The organism is Rhodococcus sp. NPDC056743 (genome assembly GCF_042790355.1).
Taxonomy (GTDB): Bacteria; Actinomycetota; Actinomycetes; order Mycobacteriales; family Mycobacteriaceae; genus Rhodococcus_F.
Map to the genome: position 1 here is coordinate 443,028 of NZ_JBHTZI010000004.1, position 25,285 is coordinate 468,312.

At 61.6% G+C, this 25,285-nt stretch carries 23 protein-coding genes, 1 tRNA gene and 1 riboswitch; of the genes, 13 read left to right on the forward strand and 11 right to left on the reverse strand.

Annotation, left to right across the window (positions count from 1 at the left end; all coding sequences use genetic code 11):
- Positions 1-51: 51 nt before the first annotated feature.
- Positions 52-231: a hypothetical protein gene (locus tag ACFRFQ_RS12070; RefSeq protein ID WP_378657295.1), complete on the reverse strand. Its 180-nt coding sequence runs from the start codon at positions 229-231 to the stop codon at positions 52-54.
- 155 nt (positions 232-386) lie between these two features.
- On the opposite strand from ACFRFQ_RS12070, the gene ACFRFQ_RS12075 reads away from it, so the two are divergent.
- The 3 genes from ACFRFQ_RS12075 to ACFRFQ_RS12085 all read left to right on the forward strand — a co-directional run bounded on the left by ACFRFQ_RS12075 (position 387) and on the right by ACFRFQ_RS12085 (position 4,781).
- Positions 387-2,138: an ABC transporter ATP-binding protein gene (locus ACFRFQ_RS12075; protein ID WP_378657298.1), complete on the forward strand. Its 1,752-nt coding sequence runs from the start codon at positions 387-389 to the stop codon at positions 2,136-2,138.
- Positions 2,135-3,895 (forward strand): ABC transporter ATP-binding protein, encoded by a 1,761-nt coding sequence (locus ACFRFQ_RS12080; RefSeq protein WP_378657300.1) that lies wholly within the window; start codon positions 2,135-2,137, stop codon positions 3,893-3,895. Before ACFRFQ_RS12075 ends, ACFRFQ_RS12080 begins: the two co-directional genes overlap by 4 nt.
- Before the next feature lie 82 nt (positions 3,896-3,977).
- Entirely contained in the window at positions 3,978-4,781 is an 804-nt protein-coding gene (locus ACFRFQ_RS12085; RefSeq protein WP_378657303.1) for an alpha/beta fold hydrolase, read from the forward strand.
- A gap of 5 nt (positions 4,782-4,786) precedes the next feature.
- Here the strand turns inward: ACFRFQ_RS12085 and ACFRFQ_RS12090 are convergent, their stop codons facing one another.
- From ACFRFQ_RS12090 to ACFRFQ_RS12100, 3 genes are all read right to left on the reverse strand, one after another.
- Positions 4,787-5,050: a metal-sensitive transcriptional regulator gene (locus ACFRFQ_RS12090; protein ID WP_033232278.1), complete on the reverse strand. Its 264-nt coding sequence runs from the start codon at positions 5,048-5,050 to the stop codon at positions 4,787-4,789.
- Positions 5,051-5,162: 112 nt separating this feature from the next.
- Positions 5,163-5,555, reverse strand: coding sequence for a DUF302 domain-containing protein (locus ACFRFQ_RS12095; protein ID WP_378657308.1), 393 nt, complete (start codon positions 5,553-5,555; stop codon positions 5,163-5,165).
- Positions 5,556-5,630: 75 nt separating this feature from the next.
- Positions 5,631-7,784, reverse strand: coding sequence for an MMPL family transporter (locus ACFRFQ_RS12100; protein ID WP_378657311.1), 2,154 nt, complete (start codon positions 7,782-7,784; stop codon positions 5,631-5,633).
- 130 nt (positions 7,785-7,914) lie between these two features.
- Between ACFRFQ_RS12100 and ACFRFQ_RS12105 the strand changes: the two genes are divergently transcribed.
- From ACFRFQ_RS12105 to ACFRFQ_RS12115, 3 genes are all read left to right on the forward strand, one after another.
- The gene (locus ACFRFQ_RS12105; protein WP_378657314.1) at positions 7,915-8,499 is read left to right on the forward strand and encodes a class I SAM-dependent methyltransferase; all 585 of its coding nucleotides are present in this window, start codon (positions 7,915-7,917) and stop codon (positions 8,497-8,499) included.
- A gap of 178 nt (positions 8,500-8,677) precedes the next feature.
- Positions 8,678-10,024, forward strand: a complete 1,347-nt coding sequence (locus ACFRFQ_RS12110) for a lysine N(6)-hydroxylase/L-ornithine N(5)-oxygenase family protein (RefSeq protein ID WP_378657317.1) — start codon at positions 8,678-8,680, stop codon at positions 10,022-10,024.
- Positions 10,021-10,266: an MbtH family protein gene (locus ACFRFQ_RS12115; protein WP_033232272.1), complete on the forward strand. Its 246-nt coding sequence runs from the start codon at positions 10,021-10,023 to the stop codon at positions 10,264-10,266. Before ACFRFQ_RS12110 ends, ACFRFQ_RS12115 begins: the two co-directional genes overlap by 4 nt.
- 62 nt (positions 10,267-10,328) lie before the next feature.
- Here the strand turns inward: ACFRFQ_RS12115 and ACFRFQ_RS12120 are convergent, their stop codons facing one another.
- Complete coding sequence (locus ACFRFQ_RS12120; RefSeq protein WP_378657321.1) at positions 10,329-11,756, reverse strand: threonine/serine exporter ThrE family protein; 1,428 nt, start codon at positions 11,754-11,756, stop codon at positions 10,329-10,331.
- Positions 11,757-11,894: 138 nt separating this feature from the next.
- Between ACFRFQ_RS12120 and ACFRFQ_RS12125 the strand changes: the two genes are divergently transcribed.
- Positions 11,895-11,969 (forward strand) — tRNA-Thr (locus ACFRFQ_RS12125).
- A gap of 58 nt (positions 11,970-12,027) precedes the next feature.
- Here ACFRFQ_RS12125 and ACFRFQ_RS12130 read toward each other — a convergent pair.
- The 3 genes from ACFRFQ_RS12130 to ACFRFQ_RS12140 all read right to left on the reverse strand — a co-directional run bounded on the left by ACFRFQ_RS12130 (position 12,028) and on the right by ACFRFQ_RS12140 (position 14,537).
- Complete coding sequence (locus ACFRFQ_RS12130; protein ID WP_378657324.1) at positions 12,028-12,840, reverse strand: GAF domain-containing protein; 813 nt, start codon at positions 12,838-12,840, stop codon at positions 12,028-12,030.
- A gap of 517 nt (positions 12,841-13,357) precedes the next feature.
- Positions 13,358-14,173, reverse strand: a complete 816-nt coding sequence (locus ACFRFQ_RS12135) for an ABC transporter (protein ID WP_378657327.1) — start codon at positions 14,171-14,173, stop codon at positions 13,358-13,360.
- A gap of 49 nt (positions 14,174-14,222) precedes the next feature.
- The gene (locus ACFRFQ_RS12140; RefSeq protein ID WP_378657329.1) at positions 14,223-14,537 is read right to left on the reverse strand and encodes a DMT family transporter; all 315 of its coding nucleotides are present in this window, start codon (positions 14,535-14,537) and stop codon (positions 14,223-14,225) included.
- A gap of 11 nt (positions 14,538-14,548) precedes the next feature.
- Positions 14,549-14,611: riboswitch (guanidine-III (ykkC-III) riboswitch) on the reverse strand.
- A gap of 120 nt (positions 14,612-14,731) precedes the next feature.
- Between ACFRFQ_RS12140 and ACFRFQ_RS12145 the strand changes: the two genes are divergently transcribed.
- Both ACFRFQ_RS12145 and ACFRFQ_RS12150 read left to right on the forward strand, forming a co-directional pair.
- The gene (locus tag ACFRFQ_RS12145; RefSeq protein WP_138871991.1) at positions 14,732-15,448 is read left to right on the forward strand and encodes a response regulator transcription factor; all 717 of its coding nucleotides are present in this window, start codon (positions 14,732-14,734) and stop codon (positions 15,446-15,448) included.
- Positions 15,445-16,899, forward strand: a complete 1,455-nt coding sequence (locus ACFRFQ_RS12150) for a sensor histidine kinase (protein ID WP_378657332.1) — start codon at positions 15,445-15,447, stop codon at positions 16,897-16,899. The genes ACFRFQ_RS12145 and ACFRFQ_RS12150 overlap by 4 nt, the downstream gene beginning before the upstream one ends.
- 5 nt (positions 16,900-16,904) lie before the next feature.
- On the opposite strand, the gene ACFRFQ_RS12155 is transcribed toward ACFRFQ_RS12150, so the two are convergent.
- From ACFRFQ_RS12155 to ACFRFQ_RS12165, 3 genes are all read right to left on the reverse strand, one after another.
- Positions 16,905-17,111: a hypothetical protein gene (locus tag ACFRFQ_RS12155; protein ID WP_378657335.1), complete on the reverse strand. Its 207-nt coding sequence runs from the start codon at positions 17,109-17,111 to the stop codon at positions 16,905-16,907.
- A gap of 184 nt (positions 17,112-17,295) precedes the next feature.
- A complete protein-coding gene (locus ACFRFQ_RS12160) occupies positions 17,296-17,931 on the reverse strand; it encodes a ScbR family autoregulator-binding transcription factor (RefSeq protein WP_378657338.1) in 636 nt (211 codons plus the stop codon).
- A 212-nt stretch (positions 17,932-18,143) separates the two neighbouring features.
- Positions 18,144-18,572: an HIT family protein gene (locus ACFRFQ_RS12165; protein ID WP_378657341.1), complete on the reverse strand. Its 429-nt coding sequence runs from the start codon at positions 18,570-18,572 to the stop codon at positions 18,144-18,146.
- A 105-nt stretch (positions 18,573-18,677) separates the two neighbouring features.
- Here ACFRFQ_RS12165 and ACFRFQ_RS12170 point away from each other — a divergent pair, with 105 nt between their 5' ends.
- From ACFRFQ_RS12170 to ACFRFQ_RS12185, 4 genes are all read left to right on the forward strand, one after another.
- Positions 18,678-19,916, forward strand: a complete 1,239-nt coding sequence (locus ACFRFQ_RS12170; RefSeq protein ID WP_378657343.1) for a glycosyltransferase — start codon at positions 18,678-18,680, stop codon at positions 19,914-19,916.
- Entirely contained in the window at positions 19,913-21,964 is a 2,052-nt protein-coding gene (locus ACFRFQ_RS12175; RefSeq protein WP_378657346.1) for an ArnT family glycosyltransferase, read from the forward strand. The genes ACFRFQ_RS12170 and ACFRFQ_RS12175 overlap by 4 nt, the downstream gene beginning before the upstream one ends.
- Positions 21,965-22,095: 131 nt before the next feature.
- A complete protein-coding gene (gene purD / locus ACFRFQ_RS12180) occupies positions 22,096-23,352 on the forward strand; it encodes a phosphoribosylamine--glycine ligase (protein ID WP_378657349.1) in 1,257 nt (418 codons plus the stop codon).
- 157 nt (positions 23,353-23,509) lie between these two features.
- On the forward strand, positions 23,510-25,168 hold the full coding sequence (locus ACFRFQ_RS12185) for a GMC oxidoreductase (RefSeq protein WP_378657352.1): 1,659 nt from the start codon (positions 23,510-23,512) through the stop codon (positions 25,166-25,168).
- Positions 25,169-25,285 lie beyond the last annotated feature (117 nt).

A 25,285-nucleotide genomic window follows, 5' to 3' on the forward strand; every position in this document is an offset into this window, starting at 1 on the left:
CAGACACGTGGTTCCTTCTCGTTGGGGAATAGTGAAAGACTCGATCGAGATTCAGTCGACTTTGCTGACGGGGCTGATACCGAGCATCGAGAGCAGCATCCTGCACTCGTCGGCGTCTTCCGCGTAGGCAGCGACAACGCGCTGAGCCATGCGGGCGGTTTCCTCGGCTACGGTCTCGATTTCCTCGTCCGGGATCTCGACTTCGGCTTCGACGGTCGTCTTCTCAGACATCATGTTCCTCTCGTGCTTGCCTGCACGGCGCAAGCAATGGTTCTTACAGCGACTCTATGAGAACTGGGCACGTCAACGCTAGTTGCTCATGTATTAGGGTCGACTTACTTCTCTGTGTGCCCGACGTTCCGGTTCCTATCAATGCTTGGAGTTCCATGAGTTCGACCTCCGCGAGTGACATCGTAGATTCAGGTGAATCCGACACAGGTAAACACAGTGGTGCAGCGATCTTGCGACGGGTTCTGGTGCGAAACCGGGGACCGCTGGCTATCGGCACGGTCCTGGTGTGCCTGCATCAGCTCGCCGAAACCGCGGTGCCGATTTCGATCGGTGTGATCATCGATCGAGCAATCGAGACTTCGGACACCACCGCGATCGTCGTGTCGATCTGTGCGCTCGGAGCGCTGTTTCTCGTCCTCACCGCAGCCTGGAGACTAGGCGCGCGGTTCATCGTGACGGCGATGCAGCAGGAGGCGCACCGATTGCGCCTCGAGGTGGCGCACCGCGTTCTCGACCCGAGGGGCGTGCGCACGGACCTCCGATCCGGCGAACTGCTCACAGTGTCGACGTCCGACGCGGAACAGGCGTCGTGGATAGCCGACATCGTGCCGCGGGCAGCGGCAGCGCTCACCGCCGCGGTGGCGTCGGCCATTGCGTTGCTGTGGATCGACCTCACGCTGGGGCTGGCGGTGTTGATCGGTACTCCGGTCATTCTCGGACTACTGCAACTGTCCGCGCCGCTCATCACGTCCCGCGCGACCGGGAAGCAGGCGTCGATCGCCCGGGCGTCGGCAATGGCGACCGACTTGGTGAGTGGACTGCGGCCTCTCCGGGGTATCGGCGCTGAGAAGTCGGCATCCGATCGCTATCGCGGTGCAAGCCGCGAAGCACTCGCATCCGCGGTACACACGGCGAAGGCGACTGCGATTTACACCGGTGTGTCGGCGACGGTCAGCGCCCTGCTTGCCGTGGGGATCGCCGGTTGCGCCGGCTACTTCGCATTGCAGGGCCGAATCACGGTGGGAGAGTTGATCACCGTGGTCGGTCTGGCGCAGTTCTTTCTCGAACCGCTTGGTCTCCTTGCCTCTCTCCCCGGCTATTTTGCGGTTGCTCGCGCGTCGTCCGATCGGCTGGCCTTGGTGCTCGACGCCGATCCGATCCTGACGCCGGGGTCGGTTATCGAGACACCGGGCTACGATCTGACTCTCGAAGGGCTGCAATTCCGTTCGCTGAATGGCGTCGATCTGCACTGCGACGCGGGCGAACTGTTGGGCGTCGTGGCGTACCAACCGCAGGACGCCGAGGCGCTTGCGACGGTTCTGTCGGGGCAACCGGGTGCACACGAGTACGGCGGTTCTGTTCGTATCGGCGGAATCTCGCTGCACGACATGGACTTGGCGCTAGCGAGGCGCACCGTGCTCGTGGAACCGCACCTGACCGATCTGTTCGGGGGGTCGCTGGGCTCCAATCTCGAGGCGGGCGCGGGCGATACACAGTCCGCAGATCTGGGGCAGGCGCTGGCTGCCTCGGCCGCCGCCGACGTCGTCGACTCCCATCCCGACGGACTCGACCTCGAGGTCACCGACCGCGGAGCCAGCCTGTCCGGTGGTCAACGGCAGCGGGTCGCGCTGGCACGTGCGTTGCTCACGAAGGCGCCTGTACTGGTGCTGCACGATCCGACAACCGCGGTGGACGCCGTGACGGAGTCGTCGATCGCGGCTGGCATCGCGGATTTACGACACAGCGGAACAGATCTGCACACCACGATCCTGATCACGAGCAGTCCGGCGCTGCTGGCGGCAACGGATCGTGTGGTCGTTCTGAACCAGGGAGTAGTAGTGGCGCAAGGGACTCACGCTGAACTCGCTCATCACGACACCGACTATCGAGGGGCGGTTCTACGATGACCGAGACACAGACTCGTGAACTGTTGCCGATCGCGGGCGGCCGCGAAACCTGGCAGTGGTTGAGGTCGGAGTTGGCGCAGCGAAAACTGCACAGTTTTCTTGTTGTTGCCGTATCGGCCGCAGCGGCTGCAATGGCGTTGGTACCGATCTACGTCTTCGGTGTTCTGGTCGATCGGGTTCGTGAGGGCGCCCCCACATCGACGATTCTGACGGTGGTGGCGATCATCGCGTCGGCGGCCGTCATCGGTGGTGTGTTCACGGGATTCGCGTCGTATCTGGTCAAGAAGCTGGGTGAGACGATCCTCGCGGATCTACGCGAGCGAACCGTCGATCGAGCGCTTCGGTTGCCAGTCCCGACGCTGGAGAAGGTCGGCAAAGGTGATCTGCTGTCTCGCGTCGGCGATGACGTCGCTGTGATCGCGAAGGCCGTCTCCGAGGTGATTCCGAACCTGATCGGGGCGGTTCTTCTGGTCGCCCTCAGCATGGTGACCATGCTCGGACTGGACTGGCGCCTGGGTCTGGCGGGGTTGGTGGCGCTGCCGATGTACGCGATGGCACTCAAGTGGTATCTGCCGCGATCGGCGCCGATCTATGCCGCCGAGCGCGTGGCGATGGGTGCACGTTCGCAGGCATTGATCAGCAGTGTTCAAGGTGTCCGGACAGTGCGGGCCTACAGCCTGGAGAAGGAGCATCTGAGGCGGATCGACGACGCGTCGGCGAAGGCCCGCGATCTGGCAGTGGGAGTGTTCGGCCTGTTCACCAGGTTCGCCGGGCGCGGGAACCGGGCAGAGTTCGTGGGTCTGTCCATGATCCTTGTTGTCGGGTTCCTGCTGGTGCGCGACGACATCGTGACCGTCGGCCAGACCACCACGGCAGCACTGCTGTTCCACCGGCTGTTCAATCCGATCGGTTCGCTTCTTTACACCTTCGACGAAGTGCAGTCGGCGGGTGCGAGCCTGGCACGACTGGTCGGGGTTGTGGATATTCCGGAATCCCACCGCACCGCAATCGAGGTGGCCGAACCCCAGGATCGATCACTGACATTGCGGGACATTCGGCACAGTTACGACGGCCGCGAGGTTCTCCACGGAGTCAGCCTCACTCTGGCCGCGGGGGAGCGGGTGGCATTGGTCGGCTCGACCGGAGCCGGGAAGTCGACTGTCGCGGCGATTGCTGCCGGATCGTGGGCACCGACGTCGGGAAGCGTGCTGGTCGGTGGTGTTGCGCTGGCCGACCTCACCGATCTACGACGCCACATCGGGATTGTCAGTCAGGAAGTGCATGTATTTGCCGGCCCCTTGATCGAGGATTTGCGCCTCGCCGCACCGGAGGCGTCCGACGAAGATGTGATGTCGGCGCTCAAGACCGTCGGAGCGTCGCCGTGGGTGGCGGCCTTGAGCGACGGTCTCGCGACCGTTGTCGGCGAAGGTGGGCACGAGATGACGGCGTCGCAAGCACAACAGTTGGCATTGGCCCGGCTGGTATTGGCAGACCCGGCGTTCGCGGTGCTGGACGAGGCGACGGCGGAAGCTGGAAGTGCGGGCGCCCGCGAACTGGAGGCAGCTGCCGATGCAGCGACGGCCGGGCGGACCACTCTTGTTGTCGCCCACAGGCTTACCCAAGCAGCCGCGGCGGACCGGGTAGTCGTTCTCGAGCACGGCCGGATCGTGGAGGAGGGGCCGCACCTCGAACTGGTGGCCGCCGGCGGGCGGTACGCGCACCTGTGGGCAGCATGGGAAGGTCGTGAGACGCGATAGTGTTGCCGCAAGCGGGGGAGCTTCGGCCAACCCGAAATCAGGCTGAGAAGCACTGCGGCAGAACACGAGGAGGAAGGCAGCTATGACGGTCGCCACTATCAACGGAATCCCGATCAATTACCAGGTCAAAGGTGATGGGGATCTGGTGGTGCTCATCATGGGAACCGGAAGTCCTGGACGGGTATGGGATCTGCACCAGACCCCGGCACTGGTTGCGGCCGGGTATCGCGTCTGCACGTTCGACAACCGTGGAATCGCGCCGTCCGGTGAGAGCGTCAGCGGTATCACCATGCCGGACATGGTCGCCGACACCGCAGGATTGATCGAACATCTCGGTGGCGGCCCTGCGTACGTGATCGGAACGTCGATGGGTGCCCGAGTAGCTCAGGAACTCACGTTGGCCCGTCCGGACCTGGTCCGCAAGGCAGTCTTCCTCGCCGGCCATGCCCGGATGGATCACTTCCAGCAGACGCTGTCAGAGGGGGAGCGTGAGTTGGTCGACAGTGGCGTGGAGTTGCCCGCAAAGTATCGAGCAGCAGTGACAGCGGTGATGAACCTGTCGCCCACTACCTTGGCGGACGAACGCGGAGTCCGGGACTGGCTGGACATTTTCGAATTCTCGGGTGGCACAACAGCGCCCGGCGTGCGGGCTCAGTTGAACATGGACCGTTCGTTCGATCGCCGCAGTGAGTACCGGGGGATCATGCGTCCCTGCCTGTCCGTCGCCTTCGCCGATGACCGGATGATTCCGCCATTTCTCTCCCGCGAGGTTGCGGACTGCATCGCTACGGCGACGTACGAAGAGATTCCGGACACCGGCCACTACGGCTACCTCGAGCGGCCGGATGCCGTGAACAAGGTGCTGATCGACTTCCTGGCCGGATAATCCGTTCAGGCCAGTGCGAGGAACAGTTTCTCGAGTTCGGCTTCGGTAAGAGGGTCCTTGCCTTCGGCGCCGGTCATGCATTCACGCAGTCCGGAGGCAACGATCTTGAAGCCGGCCCGGTCGAGTGCCTTTGAGACAGCGGCAAGTTGGGTGACTACGTCCTTGCAGTCACGGCCGCTCTCGATCATCGTGATCACTCCGGCGAGTTGGCCATGAGCGCGGCGCAGTCTGTTCAGTACGAGCGCAATGCTCTCTTCGTCGCCGGTCATGGTGGCCCTTTCTCGAATGTCTGTACTTGGACGAGAGTACCCCGGGGGGCATGGCGGCTGATCGTGAAGGATTCTGTTCGCTGAGCGAGCAGAATCCTTCACGATCGAAACGTCAGAGTGTGCTGATTGCCGCGCGCAGTTTGTCGGCGGCCTCGGCCGCAACCGTTTCGAGTCCGTCTTCGTCGGAAACCTGCACCATTACATCTGGATTCATGGCCTCGACAAAAAACGAATCATCGGCCGACGTGTCTTCGCGAACCACGACGTTGCACGGCAGTAGAAGCCCGATCTGGCGATCGACCCCGACGGCGCGGTGCGCGAGTTGCGGGTTGCAAGCACCGAGGATCAGGTACTTCTCCATGTCTTCGCCGAGTTTGGCCTTGAGGGTGGCTTGCATGTCGATTTCGGTGAGGATGCCGAAGCCTTGTGTCGAGAGGGCTTCGCGAGTGCGGGCCACGACGTCGTCGAATGTTCCGCTGACCTTGGTGCCAAGTGCGATATCCATGGGAGTTCTCCTTTGTCGTCTGTCTCCATCATACCCCTAGGGGTATTAGTTGAGCAGTGATCTGAGGTACACGAATCAGCCGTGCGCAAAACTGATCTTCGGCAGAATCCGTCGCAGCCATGTCGGGCACCACCACGCCGCCTTGCCGGTCAGACGCAACGCGACCGGAAGTAGAACCAGGCGCACGAGGACGGCGTCGAGCACGACCGCAACACCGAGGATGATTCCCATCTCCTTCGGTGGCAAGGGGTCAGCCAACGCGAAGGTGAAGAATACGGCCACCATTACTGCTGCCGCTGCCGCGATCACTCGGCCGGAGTGTGCAAGTCCGTCGACCTGAGCGATCTTGGGGTCGCCGGTTCGCTCGTAGTGTTCCTTGGCGCTCGAGAGGAGGAAGACGGTGTAGTCCATCGCAATCGCAAAGATCATCGCGAAGAAGAAAACCGGACCCCACCCGTTCAAGAAGCCTTGAGGTTCGAAGCCGAGCAGGCCAGATCCGTGGCCGTCTTGAAAGATCAGCTTCGCGACACCGAATGCCGCGCCGGTGGACAGCAGGCTTACCACCGTACCGATGACCGCGATCAGCGGTGCCTGCAGTGCGATCAGCAACAGCAGGAATCCGAGTGTCAAAATCACGGCAATCACAATCGGCAGGTACTCGTTCAGTGCCTGTTGAAGATCGAGATTCTCGGCTGGAGCTCCGCCGACAAGGGCAGAATCGGGTAGCCGATCCCGCAGGTCGGCGAGGATTCTCTCCATTGCGGGATCGGACGGGTCGACGCCCGGGATTGCCTGCAGCATCACCAGATCGGCGTCGTCGGCCGCGGGTTGTCCCGGAGTGACCGCCGCTACGCCGTCGACGGATCCGGCGATGCGTGCCGACTCGGCTGCGTTCTCCGTAGCGGTGATGATCTGCAGCATTCCAGGAGTGCCGTCACCGAACTGCTGCTGAACCAATTCGTATCCCTGGCGGACCGGAGCGTCCTCGGGAACTACCGCGATAGACGGCATGGCGACTTTCAGCCCGAGAACGGGGGTGATGAGCGCAATCAGAATCAGTAGTGCGCCGATGCCGAACGGCCAGGGGTGGCGGTGCAGCAGTGACGCCCATGAGGCGAACAGCGGGGAACGGTGTTGCTGGCGCCGCGCATAGGGGAGCGAACCGGCGTTGACCTTTGCGCCGATTTTTCCGAGCAGCGCGGGGAGCAGGGTCAGTGTTGCGGCAAGAACAAAGATCACGGCAAGCATGATTCCGACGGCCATAGTCCGCACTGCAGGTGCCGGAACGATCAGAACCGCAGTGAGGCTGACAAGGACTGTCAAGCCGGAGAGAACAACGGCTTTGCCTGCGGTGTCCATAGTTTCGGCCACAGCGGTGCGAGGGTCGGGGTTTTTCCGCAGCGCGTCGCGGAATCTGGCAACCAGGAACAGGGCGTAGTCGATGCCGAGTGCAAGGGCAAACATCATCGCAAAATTCATGGCCCACACCGAGATCGGTGTGACTTCGTTGAGAATCACAAGTCCGCCGGCCGACGCTACGAGACCCGCGAGCGTCAAAAGCAGTGGCAGTCCGGCCGCAACCAGTGAACCGAAAGCCAGCACCATGATTGCGAGAGTGACTGGCCACGACATCATTTCGGCCTTGATCATGGCTTCGTGATTGGCCTTGTTGAAATCACTCCACAATGCCGACGCACCGGTCGGGTACACCTCGATTCCGTCGGTCGAGAGGCCGGAGAGCTTTCCTGCGAGTTCGTCGAGGGCGCTCACCATATCGTCGGTACTTGCGTTTGCGCCGGCAATGATGATGCCGGTATGTCCGTCGGGGCTGATCGTCATGCCGGGTTGTGGTGCGATGACCTCACCGAATCGGCTGTCGTCTTCGAACAGTGCGGTTGCGCGGGCGAGCGTGTCCTGCATCTCCGGGTCGCCTGTCTGTTGCGAATCCGAATGCACGACAACTTGGACCGCAGCAGAGGAATTTCCGCCGAAATGCTGCTCTGCCAATTCCCGGACCTGTACTGATTCGGACCCGTTCGCTTGCCAACCTGCGCCGGCCAGTGACGTGAAAACAGTAGGTGCTGCGGTGCCAAGCGCCACGAGTGCGATTAACCAGATGCCGATAACCCAGCGGGTGTGCGTGACCATGGTGCGCCCGAGTCGGGCGAGCACTCCGTCGCGGGTGCGCTGATCGGGTGGCGCCGAATCAGTACGTGCTGTGGTCGTCATTCCAAACTCCTGATACGGGTGGGGGTATATGGGCTTGCTGACATGTATACCCCCTGGGGTATCTTGTTGTCATATGTCCGGCCGGGAAGATACTCGGTAAAGGCAGTCAGTCGGGAAGTAGGGGAAGCACATGGATGCATCGGATTGGGACCAGCGGTACAGAGCAGTCACGCAGCCGTGGGGGATCGACCCGGCCGGGACGGTGGCCACGCGTGTGGCTGACCTGGAGCCGGGCACTGCCGTAGACTTGGCGTGCGGCGACGGACGTCATGCCCGCTGGTTGGCGGAGCAGGGCTGGTCGGTGACCGGGGTCGATTACTCGTCGGTGGCAATCGACCGGGCGCGGTCCGCTGACGTGGGCAATGCCGTCAATTGGCAGGTCGGCGATGCGACGGCCTGGAATGCAGAAGATCGGGTAGATCTCGTTCTGGTGAGCTTCCTGCATCTGCCGCTCGAGCAGCTTGTCGACACCCTGCGGCGCGTCGCCGGGTGGGTCTCGCCAGGTGGACGAGTGATGTACCTCGGGCACTCGATCGAAAACTATCACCGAGGCGTCGGCGGACCGCCCGAGCCGGAAATTTTGCCGGGTGTGTCCGATCTTGCGCGCGCTGCCGAAGGCTTCCGCGTGTATGCGCTCGAGCACGTGGTGCGCCGCCAAGGTGACGGCCTTGCGATAGATATTTTGCTCGAATTCGGTCCGTGGGAACAGCGCTGAGCAGGTGTTTCGGCCCGTGGGCGGCAAACTATGACGTGCGTCGCACTGCAGTAGGGGATCAAGCGCTATGCGACGGGTCTCCATGTTGATACCCTCACCTAATTAAGGATAGCCTTTGCTTCTGACTTGGGATCGATGATCGGCCGCCTGGTCGTGATGTCGGGGATGGACAACCTGTATGAGCGAATCACCGAGTGACGTCAGTGCTACATCTCGCACTGTCGATATTGTCGGAATCGGGTTCGGCCCTGCCAACCTCGCTTTGGCAATTGCGATCGAGGAACACAACGCAAACTGTGCAGCCGTTGATCGTGTCACCGCACAATTCTTCGAGAAGCAGGACCAGTTCGCCTGGCATCCGGGAATGCTCCTCGACGGAGCCACGATGCAGATTGCGTTTCCCAAGGATCTGGTGACGTTCCGCAATCCTCAGAGCGGATACAGCTTCTTCTCCTATCTTCACCAGCACGGGCGTCTCGTCGATTTCGTCAATCACCAGACTTTCTTCCCGACGCGTCACGAGTTCAACGATTACCTGTGCTGGGCTGCGCGCCGGGTTGACGCAGACGTGAGTTTCGGAACCGCGGTCGAGGCAGTCGACGGAAATCGAAACGCCGACGGCATTGTCGACCGATTCGACGTTCGGTTAGCCAACGGGAGCGTGGTCAGCGCTCGAAACGTCGTGGTCGCTGCTGGTCTGGTGGAGCGGATACCGGACTGGGCGCAACTGTCCTCCCGGTGCTTCCACAACCATCAGTTCCTGTTCCATCTCGACGCGATGCCGGAACCCGTACACAATCGGTTTGCTGTTCTCGGCGCGGGTCAGAGCGCTGCCGAGATCGTCGACTACCTGCATTCCCACTATCCGAACGCAGAAGTACACAGTGTCTTCTCTCGCTACGGATACAGTCCGGCCGACGACAGCCCGTATGCCAACCGCATCTTCGATCCGGAAGCCGTCGACGCTCTGCATGGTGCAACTGCCGCCGAGCGGGAGCGGATTCTGGCTCTGCACCGAAGTACCAATTACTCGGTTGTCGACATCGAATTGATCAACAGCCTCTATGCCACCGAATACCAGGAAATGGTTCGCGGGCCACGTCGATTGTTCATGCACAAGGCGTCGGAGATCACGGGTGCCGCCGAATCCGAATCCGGAGTCGAACTGACTGTTCGTAGCAATCTCGACGGATTTACCGAGACGCTCGAGTGCGACGCGCTGGTCCTCGCTACCGGCTTCACTCCGGCGCCGTTGGATACGTTGTTGGGCGAACTCGTGTCTGATTCGTCTGTTCCGCGTAGCGTAAGTCGGGACTATCGTATGGCTGTAACGGATGACGTGACGGGCGGTATCTACCTCCAGGGGGGTACGGAACGGACACACGGACTGACGTCGTCGCTGTTGTCGAACGTCGCGGTACGTGCCGGCGAGATTTTGGCGTCCGTTCTGAGCAACCAGAAGACAACCGGTGCGCTTGCTAGTCTGAGCGCACAAGAAACGTACGTAACGAGTGAGGCGAGATGAGCACTAACCCTTTCGATGACGAAGACGGACGCTTCTACGTGCTGGTGAACGACGAGGACCAGCATTCGCTGTGGCCCACGTTCTCCGAGGTCCCTGCGGGCTGGCGTGTGGTGTTCGGCGAAGAGAGCCGAGCAGCGTGCCTCGAGTACGTGGAGAAGAACTGGACCGACATGCGTCCCAAGAGTCTGCGCGAGGCGATGGAAGCAGATCAGGCTGCAGCCGGACGCAGCTCCGAGAGCTGATCCGTTTTCAGAAAGCAACGACAAAGCTGGGCACCGACAGAGGTGCCCAGCTTTTCGTGTTTCTACCTGCTCGCTGTCGGTGTGCGTCGTTTCCGCTTTCTGACCAGAGGGCGACGCAGTGAGTCCACACGCATGAGAATCCTGGGCCGTCGTAGCGTCCGGGCTACCCACTCGCCGAGGGTGACACCCGCGGCCAGCGCGCAACCGATACCGAACGCCGACAACAGTGCTGTCAGCCCGACCAGAACCTGATCGTTGAGCAGCGAATAGAGCCCCTTGTACAGCGAGAGACCGGGAAGCAGCGGCGTAATGCCGGCGACTGCCACGACAAGCGGCGGAGTCAGCGCTCGGCGTGCCATCAAACCACCGGCGAGGCCGACGACCGTCGCTGCGATTGCCGCCGCGATGACGGGACCGACGTCGAGCGTCTGCACGTAGATCGAGACACCACTGCCCGCCGCGCCGCCGAGGAACGCGGCTGTCAACGCTCGCCGTTCCGCGTAACAGGCAAGCGCGTAGAACACCGAGGCGAATGCGCCGGAGAGCATCAGCACGGGTAGCTGGGTGATCGGGGAGGCTTCGACGTTGATCGGCGGCAACGTCGAGCCCAACATTCCGGTGACGCGCAGCGAGATCGCGACGCCGGCGATAATGCCGCCCGTCATCATCACGACTTCGAAGAAACGCGCCACTGCGGTGATCGGCGCGCCCATGATGGCGTCCTGCACCGAGCCGACCAACGACAGCCCCGAGAGCAGAACCACCACCCCGGCCGCGATCACCAGCGACGGTCTGATGCTGATCCCCAACTGTTCCTGAAAGGTGTACAGAGTCGCGGCGGGGGCAGCGGCGATCAAGCCGCCCATCACCTGCTGGAAGAAGAACGGCAACCCGAAACGGTTGAGCACCCGGTTAACTCGGTCGATCACCATCGTCGTCAGGAACGACACCGTGGCAACCAGGAGGCCGCCGCCGAGGAGCACGGACACCGACGCGGCCATCGCGGACCACGCCAAGGTCGCGGTCCAGCGACTGTAGGGATGGGGTGCGGTCGTGATCGCCGTCAGTGCGTCGTGGGCCTGATTCGGGGTGATGGCCTCGCGTCTGATGCGACGCGTCAGACGGTCCACCGCGGCGAGGCGGGTGAAGTCCATCGAGCGGTAGTGAACGATGCGCATCGTGCTGGCCGGCGGGCGGGTCGGTCCTCGATACGCAGACAGAACAATCGAGTTGTACGTGACGTCGACATCGCACTGAGCCAAACCGTAGGTTGCAGCGATGAACTGGACCTGTTCGGCTGTGTCCATCGCCGCAGTCCCCGATGCGAGGAGTACCTCGCCGACCCGAACTGCCAGGTCGAGGACTTCGGCGACCACTGCGTCGTCGGTCAGGTCGATCGGTTGTAGAGGCGCAGGTGCTGACGTGACCGTGTCCAGCGTTGCCTGGCGGTGGCCGGTCAACCGGTCGATGGCCTCGGCGAGTTTCGACATCAAGGGCGGCGAATCGGGCGTCGACTCAGCGGGGTGCTCATGGGGCCCACGGTATCTAATGTGACCCGCGCGCGGCCACCGTGACGGCTTGGATATGATGGCTCCGCAAAGTTCGTTCGCGGCGACGCGTGTGACTTCGCCTCCTTAGCTCAGTGGTAGAGCACTCGCCTTGTAAGCGAAAGGTCGTCGGTTCAATCCCGACAGGAGGCTCCAACAAAAAGGGCGTCCACCCGGCAATCAGCCGAGTGGACGCCCTTTTTCGGTCCTGGTTCTAGTTGGTGGACGGCCTGGTGTCGTGGCTGTCTGCGTTGGTCTGGCCCGGATGGATCGCAGCGGCGATGTGTTGCTGCGCGACAATGCGAAGTTTGATGTTGCTCGTCTGGGATTCCTGAATGAGCATCGCGAACGCGTCGTCAGCGGTGACGTGTCGGGTGCCCATGATGATGCCTTTTGCCTGCTCGATCACACCGCGGGATTCGAGGGCGAGTTCGAGGTCCCTGGTGCGTGCTCGGGCAAGCTCGAGTCGATGCGAACTGAGTAACGCGAAGTATGCCGTGAGGGCGAAGAGTTCGATGACGGCAGCGTCGGCATCGGTGAATCCACGCTGGTCGCGGCTGTACAGGTTCAGAGTTCCGAGTGGCTGCCCTTGTCCGGGGAGCGGGGCTGAGAGGAAGCTCGACACTCCGGCATGGTGGGCCTCACCGGCAAATTGCGGCCAGCGGCGACTGGCTTCGGCGGAGTGTGCGTGTACGACACCTGACGTGTTCGCGGATTCCACGGCGGGGCCCGCCCCGAGGCGGAATTGCAGTTCGTCGACAGTGTGGACGCGCTCATCGGTCGCGGCGACGGTGCGATGGGTGGAATCGGATTCGGCGATGGTGATGCCGGCCATGTGGGCGCCGTCGACGATGTCCACGGCATGGTTGCAGATCTGTTGGAGGAAGTGCTCGGCATCTGTGCGCGGATCGGGCTGCGCATAGAGCGAGCGCAGGGCATCGGTAGTTGCGGTCAATCGCGCTGGAAGTACGAAAGTGCCTGCACCGTAACCGGTTCCATGGCAAAAATCGGCGTGTGGCGGCGTCATAACGTGCGCACCCTTCTTCGGGCCCGGCAAATTTCGGGTGATTTGTCCCATTCTCACATCTGGATACCTGGTCCGCAGTCTGTTTAGTCGCGGAATCGGGGGATTGCCGTCGGATTCGTTACCTTTGTCACGAATCGGACATGGCCTATTTCAGTGGGTGATGTTTGACGGTGAGTTGAAGTGGGTACACACTCGCTCGGCCTAAAGCTGTTGTGCTGCAATGGATATACAAGTAGGTGAGACTGGGGTACAAGATTTCTGTTCAGCTCCCCGAATGGCTGCCGCATAGCCTATTCTCAGCGCCAGCGCACAATCTTGTACGTGTAACCCGAAGACAGTGAAGGGGATACGACAATGAATGGACTTATTGCCGCACTGAACAGCGGATTCACCCTCGGCCTGGCGAACACGATCCTGACTTTCGGTGGAATTATCATCAATCTCAATATCGTGATCAATAACTGACGCTGCGAAACTGCTCTGTTATGGCAGCTATGACGCCGTTACGTGGCTTCGGCTACGTGGGTTCGATACCGACATCGGAAATCGGCCGCTCGGGCTTGCCCTTGAGCCATCGGTTGGGGAGCTTACCGGCCAATTCCCCTAATGGGCCCACTGCGGCACTGAGCACTGCGACGGTGTCCTGAAGTATTTCGATGCTGGCGCTCATGCGTTCGAGGTTGGGGGCCAAGGACGTCAAGGTGTCGGAAAGGGCAACGATCTGATCGAGAGGCCCACCCTCGGCGATAAGTCGTTCGAATGCGCCGTTCTCCGCGAGCAATGTCTCGAGGATTCCGTTTTCTGCCAGTGCGCGGTCGATGACGCCGTTCTTTGCGGTGAGGCGTTCCACCGCGCCGTCCTGCGCAGTCAATCTTTCCAATGGGCCGTCTTCGGCCGTCATCCGGTCGAGTAGTCCACCGGGTGCGAGCAGTCGCTCCAACGCGCCGTCCTCGGCGAGCACTCGGTCCAGGGGGCCGCCTGGCGCAAGCACGCGCTCGAGCGGGCCGCCTGGCGCAAGAAGGCGTTCGAGTGTTCCGTCCGGTGCCGTCAATTTGTCGACGGGACCGCCGGGGGCCAATAGTCGATCGAGTGGCCCGCCGGCGGCGAGAGCCTGTCCGATGGGACGGTCGTCCGCTGTCAGAGACGACAACTGTTGAATCATCTGCAGCGGCCCGCGTGGATTTGCCAGAGACGCAGCACCGACTGTTGTGGCGCTCGGGTTCGCGATGACAACTCGAACGGTCGTTATCGTCAGCTCGGCAATACTCAGGCTAATTTCTGCGGCGGCCAGGCCCGCGCGCACGGGGAGCGTGAGTAACTCGACCAGTTTCATTGAATAACTGTAACCGGTCACACACAAATACTCGCGGATGATGCGAGCGTCAGTGCAGAACCTTCAGGCCGACCACTGCTCCGATGATGACCAAAATCAGCAGTACTTTGACGATCGAGGAAGACTCGGTGCCTGTGATCATGGCGTATCCGACGGTCAGCGCGGCACCGATGCCAACCCAGACTGCGTATGCAGTACCGATCGGTAGTGTGCGCATTGCATACGCAAGGCCTGCCATGCTGACGATCAGGCCGATGACAAACACGATGCTGGGTGCCAGCTTGGTGAATCCAACGGATTTGCCCAATGCCGTGGCCCACACAGCTTCGAAGACTCCGGAAATAACCAGCACGATCCATGCCATGACGAACACTCCTAACACCGTCTTGTCGCTGGCCGGGTACGGTGTGCTCGTCCGGATGTCGCTATCGACCACCTCACGATAGCAATCGAACGCAGGTAGAAGGCTGATTCGGGCGGTCAGACCAGTCACATCCGAAATCGTTCACAGGAACTTCCCAGGGAACACACAGCGTGAATCCAGTAGGAGGGGAGAAGATGGTTTTTGTGACCGACAAGCCAACTGAAGCCCGCATCCTCGTAGTCGACGACGAGCCCACCATCGTGGAGTTGCTCTCCGTGAGCCTCCGTTTTCAAGGTTTCGAGGTTGCCACCGCATCCAGTGGCGCCGAAGGCCTCGACGTGGCGCGAACATTTCGTCCTGACGCCATCATCTTGGACGTCATGATGCCCGGGATGGACGGCTTCGGACTGCTGCGACGGTTGCGCGCGGACGGCGTCGACGCGCCTGTACTTTTTCTGACAGCCAAGGACGCACTCGACGACAAGATCACCGGGCTTACCTTGGGCGCTGACGATTACGTGACCAAGCCATTCAGCCTCGAGGAAGTGGTGACGCGGTTGCGCGTCATCCTGCGGCGGGCCGGGCGTGGAGTCGCGCAGGAGCAGTCTCCTCGGGTCACGTTCGCGGACATCGAACTTGACGACGACACACGTGAAGTGTGGAAGAACGGCGAGTTGGTATCGCTGTCGCCGACAGAGTTCACTCTGCTGCGATACTTCATGGTCAATGCCGGCACTGTTCTGAGCAAGCCGCGCATCCTCGATCACGTCTGGAATTACGACTTCGGCGGTGAGGTGGGTGTGGTCGAGTCCTATGTTTCCTACCTACGACGCAAAGTCGACACGGGTGAGACTCCGTTGATCCACACGTTGCGTGGCGTCGGGTACGTGATGCGCGAACCGCGGCGATGACTGCGGAGTTGCAGACCGAAAAGCCCTCCTCTGGAAGGCGATTCCGTGTGCATGCGCTTCCGCTCCGCTTCACGCTTGTGGCCGCCCTGCTCATTCTGGCTGGATTGGGTTTGCTCGCATCAGGAGTGGCGGTGACGTCCGCGCTCGAGAACTCTCTGACGCAGCGCACGGATCGCACCCTGTACGAGGCCATCGACGGTTGGGCAAAGCCGCGTTCGCGAGATGTGCAGCCGCCCAGCCAGGTAGGCCCGAATACCCGGCCGCCGAGCCCGTTCTTCGTGCGCACGGTGACCGCGGACGGGCGAACCATCACCCTGAACGACGAATCGTCGTCGACGACGGAACCGGATCTGTCGGTCGACGCGACGAACGGGCCGGTCACGACAGGCTCGAATGACGGCTCGGATGTGAAGTGGCGTGTGCTCACCACTGTTCGAGACGGAACGACCACGACTATCGGTGTCCGGATGACGGATATCGAGCAGACTGTCGATGACCTGATCGGTCTTCAATTCGGGATCGGTGTTGTGGTGTTGCTCGTACTCGGCGGCGCGGGCTACTTCGTGGTCCGTCGTAGTCTTCGGCCGTTGGTAGAGGTCGAGGAAACTGCAGCAGCCATTGCCGCCGGTGATCTCCATCGACGCGTCCCAGAAAGGGACGATCGTACCGAAATCGGTCGATTGTCGGTGGCGCTCAACGGAATGCTTGCCCAAATTCAGCGGGCTTTTGCCGCAACCGAGGCGTCGGAGGAATCAGCACGACGCTCCGAAGAGCGAATGCGACGCTTTGTCGGCGATGCAAGCCATGAATTGCGGACACCGCTGACCACCATCCGCGGATTCTCGGAACTGTATCGCCAAGGTGCCATGACAGATACGGCAACACTGATGAATCGCATCGAGGGGGAGGCGTCGAGGATGGGCTTGCTGGTCGAAGACCTCCTGATGCTGGCGCGTCTCGACGAGCAACGCCCACTCGACAACAAGCCGGTGGATCTCCTTGCGGTCGTGGCAGATTCGATTCAAGCGGCGCGCGCCATCGCGCCCGATCGGCGCGTCACGCTGCAGATGACGGGTGGTCCGGGGACTCCCGAGGTGGTCGGAGATCAGGCCCGTCTGCGCCAAGTTGTCGCGAATCTGGTCGGTAATGCCGTCAAACACACCCCGCCGGACGCTGAGATCGTCATTAGGTTGGGGACTACCGAAGATACTGTGGTCATCGAGGTTTCGGACACCGGGCAAGGGCTCAGCGAAGAAGACGCGGCACGGATTTTCGAAAGGTTCTACCGTGCGGACACCTCTCGCACGAGGGAAACCGGCGGTGCGGGTCTGGGGCTGTCGATCGTATCCGCGTTGGTAGCAGCTCACCACGGGACCGTCTCGGTGACCAGCGCGCCCGGCGAAGGGGCGACTTTCCGGGTGGAACTTCCTCGCGAACCCCATGAGGACTGAGTTGGTCAGAAGGCGATGGGCACCGCACCGACAATGGAATAGTCCGAATCCACTTCGGGAAAAATCGAGCATTTGCCGAAAGTGGCGTGGGGATGCGAGATTCCGCAGCATCCACTGCGCAACACCCGGTGAACGTTGTTGGTGCCAGACCAGCCGCGAGGTAGTTCCGGGGCGGCAAGATCATGGAAACTGCTGCCTCGGAAGGTGACCAACGGCGCGCCTTCGCGAGATAAGTGGCAAGCGACGTTCGGCGTGTCGCATCGCCGCCCAGTGTCAAGAACTGACTCGAGTGGAGGAAGTACAAATTCGGGCAGTGCAAATTCACGCATGCCCCAGATTGTGTGCACCCCTGCAGCGATTGTCGGCTGTCAGTGGGAATTGTGACGTCGGCGAAGGTCAGGCGACGTAGGACTCGAGTCGGGTTCTCACCAGAGTGTCGATGTCGCCGCGACGCTTGTCCGACACCACACCGGCAAGGAGCAGTACGAACAACTCGTCGATACGCTCCGAGAGGTCGGCCCGACGGGTCAGGACGTTCGAGACCATTTGCACGCCCGTGAAGGTCGCCGTGACAACGCGACCTACGGCTTCGGGTGTGACGTCTTGCCGAATATCGCCTTCTTGCTGTGCGATGTCAGCCAGTCGTTGAAGTTCTCGAATCCAGCTGAGATACGGGTCGAATGGGCCGTCGGCGGTATTGAGCTCCAAGGTGAGTCGGATGCCGGCGCGAACGACTGGATCGGAGATCAATTGTCGAGCGATCTCATTGCAGACCATGATGACCTGCTCCAATGCCGGTGCGCCGGTAGACGCAGCGGCAGAGAACGATGCCAGAGAAATGCGATGCTGCTCGTCGATGACAGCCTGGGCAAGTTCGTCTTTGGAGGAGAAATGAAAGTAGACCGCGCCCTTGGTCATCCGTGATGCGGACACGATGTCGTTCATGCTCGTGCTGCCGTACCCAGAGATTTCGAACCGGTCAGCCGCGCCACGGAGAATCTGCTGGCGACTGATTTTGGCACGTTCCTGCATTGCTTCCGTTCCTCCGAATGGTCCCAGCTGGTGTGTCCCGTTGGGCGCTGGTCCTGCGACCAGCGCTCAACGGTAGCAGCGAAACTCGTTGTTGTGCGACAAGGTAAACGGACTGTTCGGAATGTGGAAGTGCAGGTCACCGTCGATAAACGGGACAAAGTAGACCACCGCAACACTGGATCGGACATTGCGGCGACACTCTCAGTTAACCGTCAGCGTGCTGAAACGTTGCTCGAATGTCCGATCTCGTGCAGTGCCGTTTTCAGCCGTGTCTGAGCGTCCTCGAGAGACTCGGGCGACGGCGACGTATCGGCGCCGCTGATGTCGAAGTTTCCCATCGTGTACGCCGGGAAAACATGGACGTGCAGATGCGGCACTTCCAAACCGGCGATCAGGAGCCCGGCGCGCGGTGCGTCGAAGGCTTTGCGCACGGCCTGGCCCATCGTGCGGGCAACTTCCGTGACTTTGGCAAAAAGTTCGGGATCGACGTCCTGCCACTGATCAACCTCGGTGCGAGGAACTACCAGTACATGGCCCTGTGTCACCGGCGCGATAGTAAGGAAGGCAACGACGTCGTCGTCCTCCCACACAAAACGTCCCGGCAGATCCCCGTTGATGATGGCGCTGAATACTGAAGGCATAGGTCAAAGGCTAACCCGCACAGTGTTTGGCAGGAAACTTCGTTGCCAGGAAACTCCCAGCCTGTGTCCAGAGTGATCACGGTGTAGCGGGTGATTCTGAGACGCATGACAGAAGCCATGCAGACCGTGGGCGCCACGGACGCTGTGGGAGATTCCACGACGGCGGTAGTGCTGGACGTGGTCGTCCCGGTGTACAACGAGGAAGCCGGCCTCGACACGTGCGTTCGGCGGTTGCGTCACCACCTGCACACCCACGTTCCCTTTCCAGCTCGGATAACGATCGCCGACAACGCCAGCGTCGACGGGACGCTGGCAATCGGACGCGCACTTGCCGAGGAATTCGACGACGTCCGAGTTGCGCACCTGGACGAGAAGGGGCGGGGTCGGGCGCTGCGACAGGTGTGGAGTACGTCCGACGCCGAGATCGTCGCGTACATGGACGTGGATCTCTCCACTGATCTCAATGCACTGATGCCCCTGATCGCACCGTTGGTGTCCGGGCACTCGGATATCGCGATCGGGTCCAGGCTGGCACGCTCGTCGCGGGTGGTTCGTGGCCCCAAACGTGAGTTCATCTCGCGCAGTTACAACCTCATTCTGCGTAGTGCGCTGCACGCCCGGTTCTCCGACGCCCAATGCGGGTTCAAGGCGATGCGCGTCGATGTTGCGCGCCAACTGCTTCCGTTGGTGGAGGACACAGGATGGTTCTTCGACACGGAACTGCTTGTGTTGGCCGAGCGGTCCGGGATGCGGATCCACGAGGTACCGGTGGACTGGGTTGACGACCCGGACAGCCGAGTCGACATCGTGGCCACCGCCGTCGCGGATATCAAAGGCGTAGTGCGCGTGGGGCGGGCGCTGTCGACGGGATCTTTGCCTCTGGCGGAGCTTCGGGCAAGCTTCGGACGGGAGCCGCTGGTTCCCGGTGTGCCACGCGGCATGGTCGGGCAGTTAGCCAGATTTGCGGTTGTCGGTGTTGTCTCGACCTTGGCCTACGCGCTCCTGTACCTCGCACTGCATTCGGTGATGGGTGCCCAGTGGGCGAATGCAGTTGCACTGCTGGTGACTGCCGTCTTCAATACCACGGCCAATCGTGCCTTCACCTTCGGTATTCGAGGCTCGGAAGGCTCCGGGCGTCATCAGGCACAAGGTCTGCTGGTATTCGCGTTCGGGCTTCTGCTCACCAGTGGATCGTTGTTCGTATTGCATTCCGCGGCCCCCGACGCATCCAAGCACGTCGAGTTGGCCGTGCTGGTCATCGCCAATCTTGTTGCCACAGTGAGTCGATTTGTTGCACTGCGCTGGGTATTCCGTTCCGCACAACCTGTAGGAGTTGCTCGATGACCGCCACTGTCGAACAGGAGAGCGTCGTCGCGCCTCTTCCCGAACCACCACGTTCCGTGCGCTGGGAGCCATGGGCCCTGGGTGCGCTTCTTGTGGGTACCGGTATTGCTTACATCTGGGGGTTGGGCGCGTCCGGTTGGGCAAACTCGTTCTATGCCGCTGCGGTGCAAGCTGGTTCGGTGTCCTGGAAGGCTTTCTTCTTCGGTTCTTCGGACGCGGCGAACTCGATCACCGTCGACAAGCCGCCGATGTCGCTCTGGCTCATGTCGCTGTCGGTGCGTATCTTCGGGCTCAACTCCTGGGCGATGCTGGTGCCGCAGGCGTTGCTCGGCGTTGCATCGGTCGCGTTGCTGTGGGGCACCGTCCGGCGCTACTTCGGCGCCGCCGCGGGTTTGCTCGCCGGTTTGGTCTTGGCACTGACTCCTGTTGCGGCACTGATGTTCCGGTTCAACAATCCGGACGCGATGTTGGTTCTCATCATGATCGCGGCGGTGTGGGCGATGATGCGGGCGGTTCAGGACGGGCGAACCAGATGGCTCGTGCTGGTCGGTGTGTTCTGTGGCTTCGGATTCCTGACCAAGCAGTTGCAGGTCATGCTCGTCGTGCCGCCGTTGGCGCTGACGTACCTGATCGCAGGCCCGCCGAAGCTAGGCAAACGAGTGCTGCAACTGTTTGCGGCACTTGGCGGCATGATCGTCTCTGCCGGTTGGTGGTTGGCGATCGTAGAACTGTGGCCGGCGCACTCGCGCCCCTGGATCGGTGGTTCGCAGAACAACTCCATTCTCGAATTGACCTTCGGTTACAACGGATTGGGCCGGTTGAGCGGCAACGAGACCGGTAGTGTCGGCGGCGGAATGCGCACTGCCGGTGACGCCGGCGCTGCTGCGGGCGCTGTGCCCGGGTTCGGTGATGACGGCGGCGCGATAGCACCAGGTGGCGTCGGCGGCGGCGGAATGTGGGGAACCACTGGCATAACGCGGCTTTTCGAATCAGCCCAGGGTGGCCAGATCGCCTGGCTCATTCCGGCAGCACTCATTCTTCTGGTTGCCGGAATCGTCGTGCGGGGTAGGGTTCCTCGGGTTGACACGCAGCGAGCGTCGTTCATCGTGTGGGGTCTCTGGTTGCTGGTCACCGGACTGACCTTCAGCTTCATGGCCGGAATCTTCCACGCCTACTACACCGTCGCGCTGGCTCCGGCGATTGCCGCGGTGATCGGATCGGGCTCCGTGCTCTTGTGGCGTCACCGCGAAACACTCTGGGTTCGTATCGCCTTGGCTGCTTCTCTGGCAGCAACGGTGGCAATGGCGTGGGTGCTGCTGGGACGCACACCGTCGTTTGTCCCGTGGTTGCGGTGGACCATTCTGGTGGTCGGCGTAGTTGCCGCGGTAGCGATGCTGATCCCCGCGATAACCCGAGGGCGACTAGCGGTAGCGGTGATACTGGCGGCGCTGTTCACCGGACTGGCCGGACCAACGGCCTATGCGATCGACACGATCAACACCCCACATACCGGTTCGATAGTTTCTGCGGGTCCCAGCGTTCAGGGCGGAATGGGCGGACCCGGTGGCGGTCGCGGGGGATTCGGTGGAATGGGCGACGGCGGCACCAGAGCTATGGGCGGCGCGGGGTCTATGGGCGGAGCGGGAGCCGCGACCGACGGAGCCCGAGGTGGCATCGGTGGTTCTGCGGGTGGACTCCTGCAGGGCAGTACCCCCGGTGCGGCTGTGGTGGAGAAACTCGAGGAGAACTCCGATCAGTTCACCTGGGTGGCAGCGGCAATCGGCTCGAACAGTGCGTCGGGATACCAACTCGCGACGGAATCCCCGGTCATGGCGATCGGCGGTTTCAACGGCAGTGATCCGTCGCCGACGCTCGAGCAGTTCCAGCAGTACGTAGCGGACGGGAAGATTCACTTCTTCATCGGCGGGGGCGGAATGGGCGGCGGAATGAACGCCGAAGGAACGGCCACCGCGATCTCGGCATGGGTAACCGAGAACTTCACGGCGACCACTGTGGACGGAGTGACTCTGTACGACCTGACGGTCTGACAGGCATCGTCGGCGGGTCGCGCAGTCCGGTCAACCCGATCGGACTGCGCGACCTTGTTCTGTTTGTCTCGAAGGAACACCAGGTGGCACACGCTGCGAGACGCCTCGGCGCGGGGCCGTAGTCTGTTCACGTGCGCGTACTCGTAATCGGCTCCGGAGCCCGTGAACATGCCCTCCTTCTCTCTCTTGCTCGCGATCCAGGTGTCACGGCCCTGATCTGCGCGCCCGGCAATGCCGGTATCGGCAAGATCGCCGAGCAGCACCCGGTCGACGTCGCGTCGGGCGAGGCTGTCACTGCGTTGGCCAAGAAGGTCGAAGCAGACCTCGTTGTCATCGGACCTGAGGTTCCGCTGGTACTCGGTGTCGCGGATGCAGTCCGGGCAGCCGGTATCGCGTGCTTCGGACCGTCAGCCGACGCAGCCCGCATCGAAGGGTCCAAGGCGTTCGCCAAGGACGTGATGGCTGTTGCCGGTGTCAAGACCGCTCACAGCGAGATCGTCGACAATCCTGCCAAGCTGGATGAGGCTCTCGATCGCTTCGGCCCCAACTGGGTGGTCAAGGACGACGGACTGGCTGCAGGTAAGGGCGTCGTAGTCACGACCGACCGCGGCACTGCGCGTGAACACGCTGCCGAACTCCTCGAGAGTGGCCACCCGGTCCTGCTCGAATCTTTCCTCGACGGCCCCGAGGTTTCGCTCTTCTGCCTCGTCGACGGCGAGACGGTTGTTCCGTTGCTGCCCGCGCAGGATCACAAGCGCGTCGGCGACGGTGACAGCGGACCGAACACCGGCGGAATGGGTGCATACACCCCATTGCCGTGGTTGCCGGACGAAATGGTCACGCAGATCGTCGACGACGTCGTGAAGCCTGTCGCTGCGGAGTTGGTTGCACGGGGCAGCGGCTTCACCGGACTCCTTTACGCCGGCCTCGCAATGGGTGTCAACGGACCGGCCGTGGTCGAGTTCAACTGCCGATTCGGTGACCCGGAAACTCAGGCCGTCCTTGCGCTGCTCGAGACACCGCTGGGCGGATTGCTCAACGCCGCGTCCACCGGCACGCTCGATTCCGTTGGTCCGTTGCAGTGGCGCGACGGCAGTGCCGTCACAGTCGTGATTGCCGCGGAGAACTACCCGGCGACGCCGCGCACGGGTGACGTGATCACCGGAGCAGACGCCGAGGGTGTTCTCCATGCGGGCACCAAAAAGCGTGACGACGGTGCCGTGGTGTCGGCCGGAGGTCGTGTGCTGAGTGTTGTCGGAGTGGGTAAGGATCTTGCCGAAGCACGCGACGACGCCTACGCGAAGATTGCAGTCGTGAAGCTTCCCGGTGGGCATTTCCGGACGGATATCGGACTAGGTGCCGTCGAGGGGCGTATCGCTCTTCCCTGATCCACATCTTCGCTAAGTGACCGGTGAACCGTGTGTTCACCGGTCACTTTTGTTTGAAATGAACGGCTGCTCGATGTTACTGGCGGGTATTGCTCATCGGAAGGGTTCGGGAACGGTATATCTCTGCGCGGGGGCCAACCGAACAAGAAGGAGTCACTTGAGCATTCGAGCGGGATCCAAGGACCGATACGCACGTACCACTTCGGGGCTGACGCGTAGAAACTTCCTTGCCGCAACAGGATTAGCTGTAGGTGCTGCTGCATTATCCTCGTCGTGGACGACGGCAGCGGCCTCGCCCCGACGGGCACTCGATGACGGTGACCGCGTTCCGGCTCTGGTGATCGGCAGTGGCTACGGCGGAGCAGTGGCAGCGCTCCGATTGACGCAGGCCGGCATCGACACGCATATGGTCGAGATGGGTCGATCCTGGACCACTCCGGGATCAGACGGTAAGATCTTCTGCTCGACGCTCTCACCAGACGGTCGCTCCTTCTGGCTCAGAGATCGCACAGTGCAACCGCTTTCGCACTTCTCGGGCGGTTCGATCGACAAGAACATCAGCCGATACGTCGGTGTTCTCGACGCCGAGGACTTCGGTGGGATCAAGGTCTATCAGGGCCGCGGGGTGGGTGGTGGATCGCTTGTCAACGGCGGAATGGCAGTGACACCGAAGCGCAACTACTTCGAGGAAATCCTTCCCGGCGTCGATTCGGAAGAGATGTACTCGACTTACTTCCCGAGAGCTAACGCTGCGCTGGGTGTGAACAACATCGATCCCGCTTGGTTCGAGTCGACCGAATACTACGCATTTGCGAGAACGGGCCGGAAGACCGCTGAGAGATCCGGTTTTGCAACAACATTCGTCCCCAATGTCTACGACTTCAACTACATGAAGCAGGAGGCTTCGGGGCAGGTTGCCAAATCCGCCCTGGCGTCCGAGGTTATTTTCGGAAACAACGCAGGCAAGAAGTCCCTTGACAAGACGTACCTCGCGGCAGCGTCGGCAACCGGGCGCCTCACGATTTCCGCATTACACGTCGTGACCAGTGTGTCGCCGGCCGCAACCGGCGGTGGGTACCAGGTGGTGATGAACCAGATCAACGAGCAGGGAAACACTGTCGGAACCAAGACGGTTGTTGCCGACAAGGTCTTCTTTGCCGCCGGTAGCGTCGGCACCAGCAAGTTGCTCGTCTCCATGAAAGCGCAAGGGCAACTGGCGAACCTCCCGGGAGCTGTCGGCCAGGAATGGGGTCACAACGGCAACGTGATGGTGGCCCGCGCCAACCATATGTGGGACGCAACAGGGGCAAAGCAATCGTCGATACCGGTGATGGGTATCGACAACTGGGCAGATTCCACAGCACCCGTTTTCGCGGAGATTGCACCGTTCCCGGCCGGGACCGAGCTATGGGTGAGCCTGTACCTGGCAATTGCCAAGAACCCCGAACGTGCGCAATTCCAGTTCAACTCGACCACCGGCAAGGTCGGGCTGAATTGGCAACGCTCCCAGAATCAACCGTCGATCACCATGGCCAAGAAGGTTTTCGACAAGATCAACAAGAAGGAAGGCACTATCTACCGGACCGACCTTTTCGGTCCGGTCCAGACGTGGGGCGACCAACTGACGTACCACCCGCTCGGCGGGTGTGTTCTGGGTAAGGCCACCGACAACTACGGTCGGCTCCCCGAGTATCCAGGGCTTTACGTCATGGACGGATCGCTGGTTCCCGGCAACGTCGGTGTGAATCCGTTTGTCACCATTACCGCCCTGGCAGAACGGAATATCGAGAACATCATCGCAAACGACCTGCACTAGCAGTGGCGTGTGCACCCGGGGGCGGGTTTTTACCCCGTGCACCCGGCGGGGGTTTTGAGGGTGGTGGTGGTGGGGGTTTGCCCGGGAAGGGAACATTATTACGGGGGACCGCAAAAA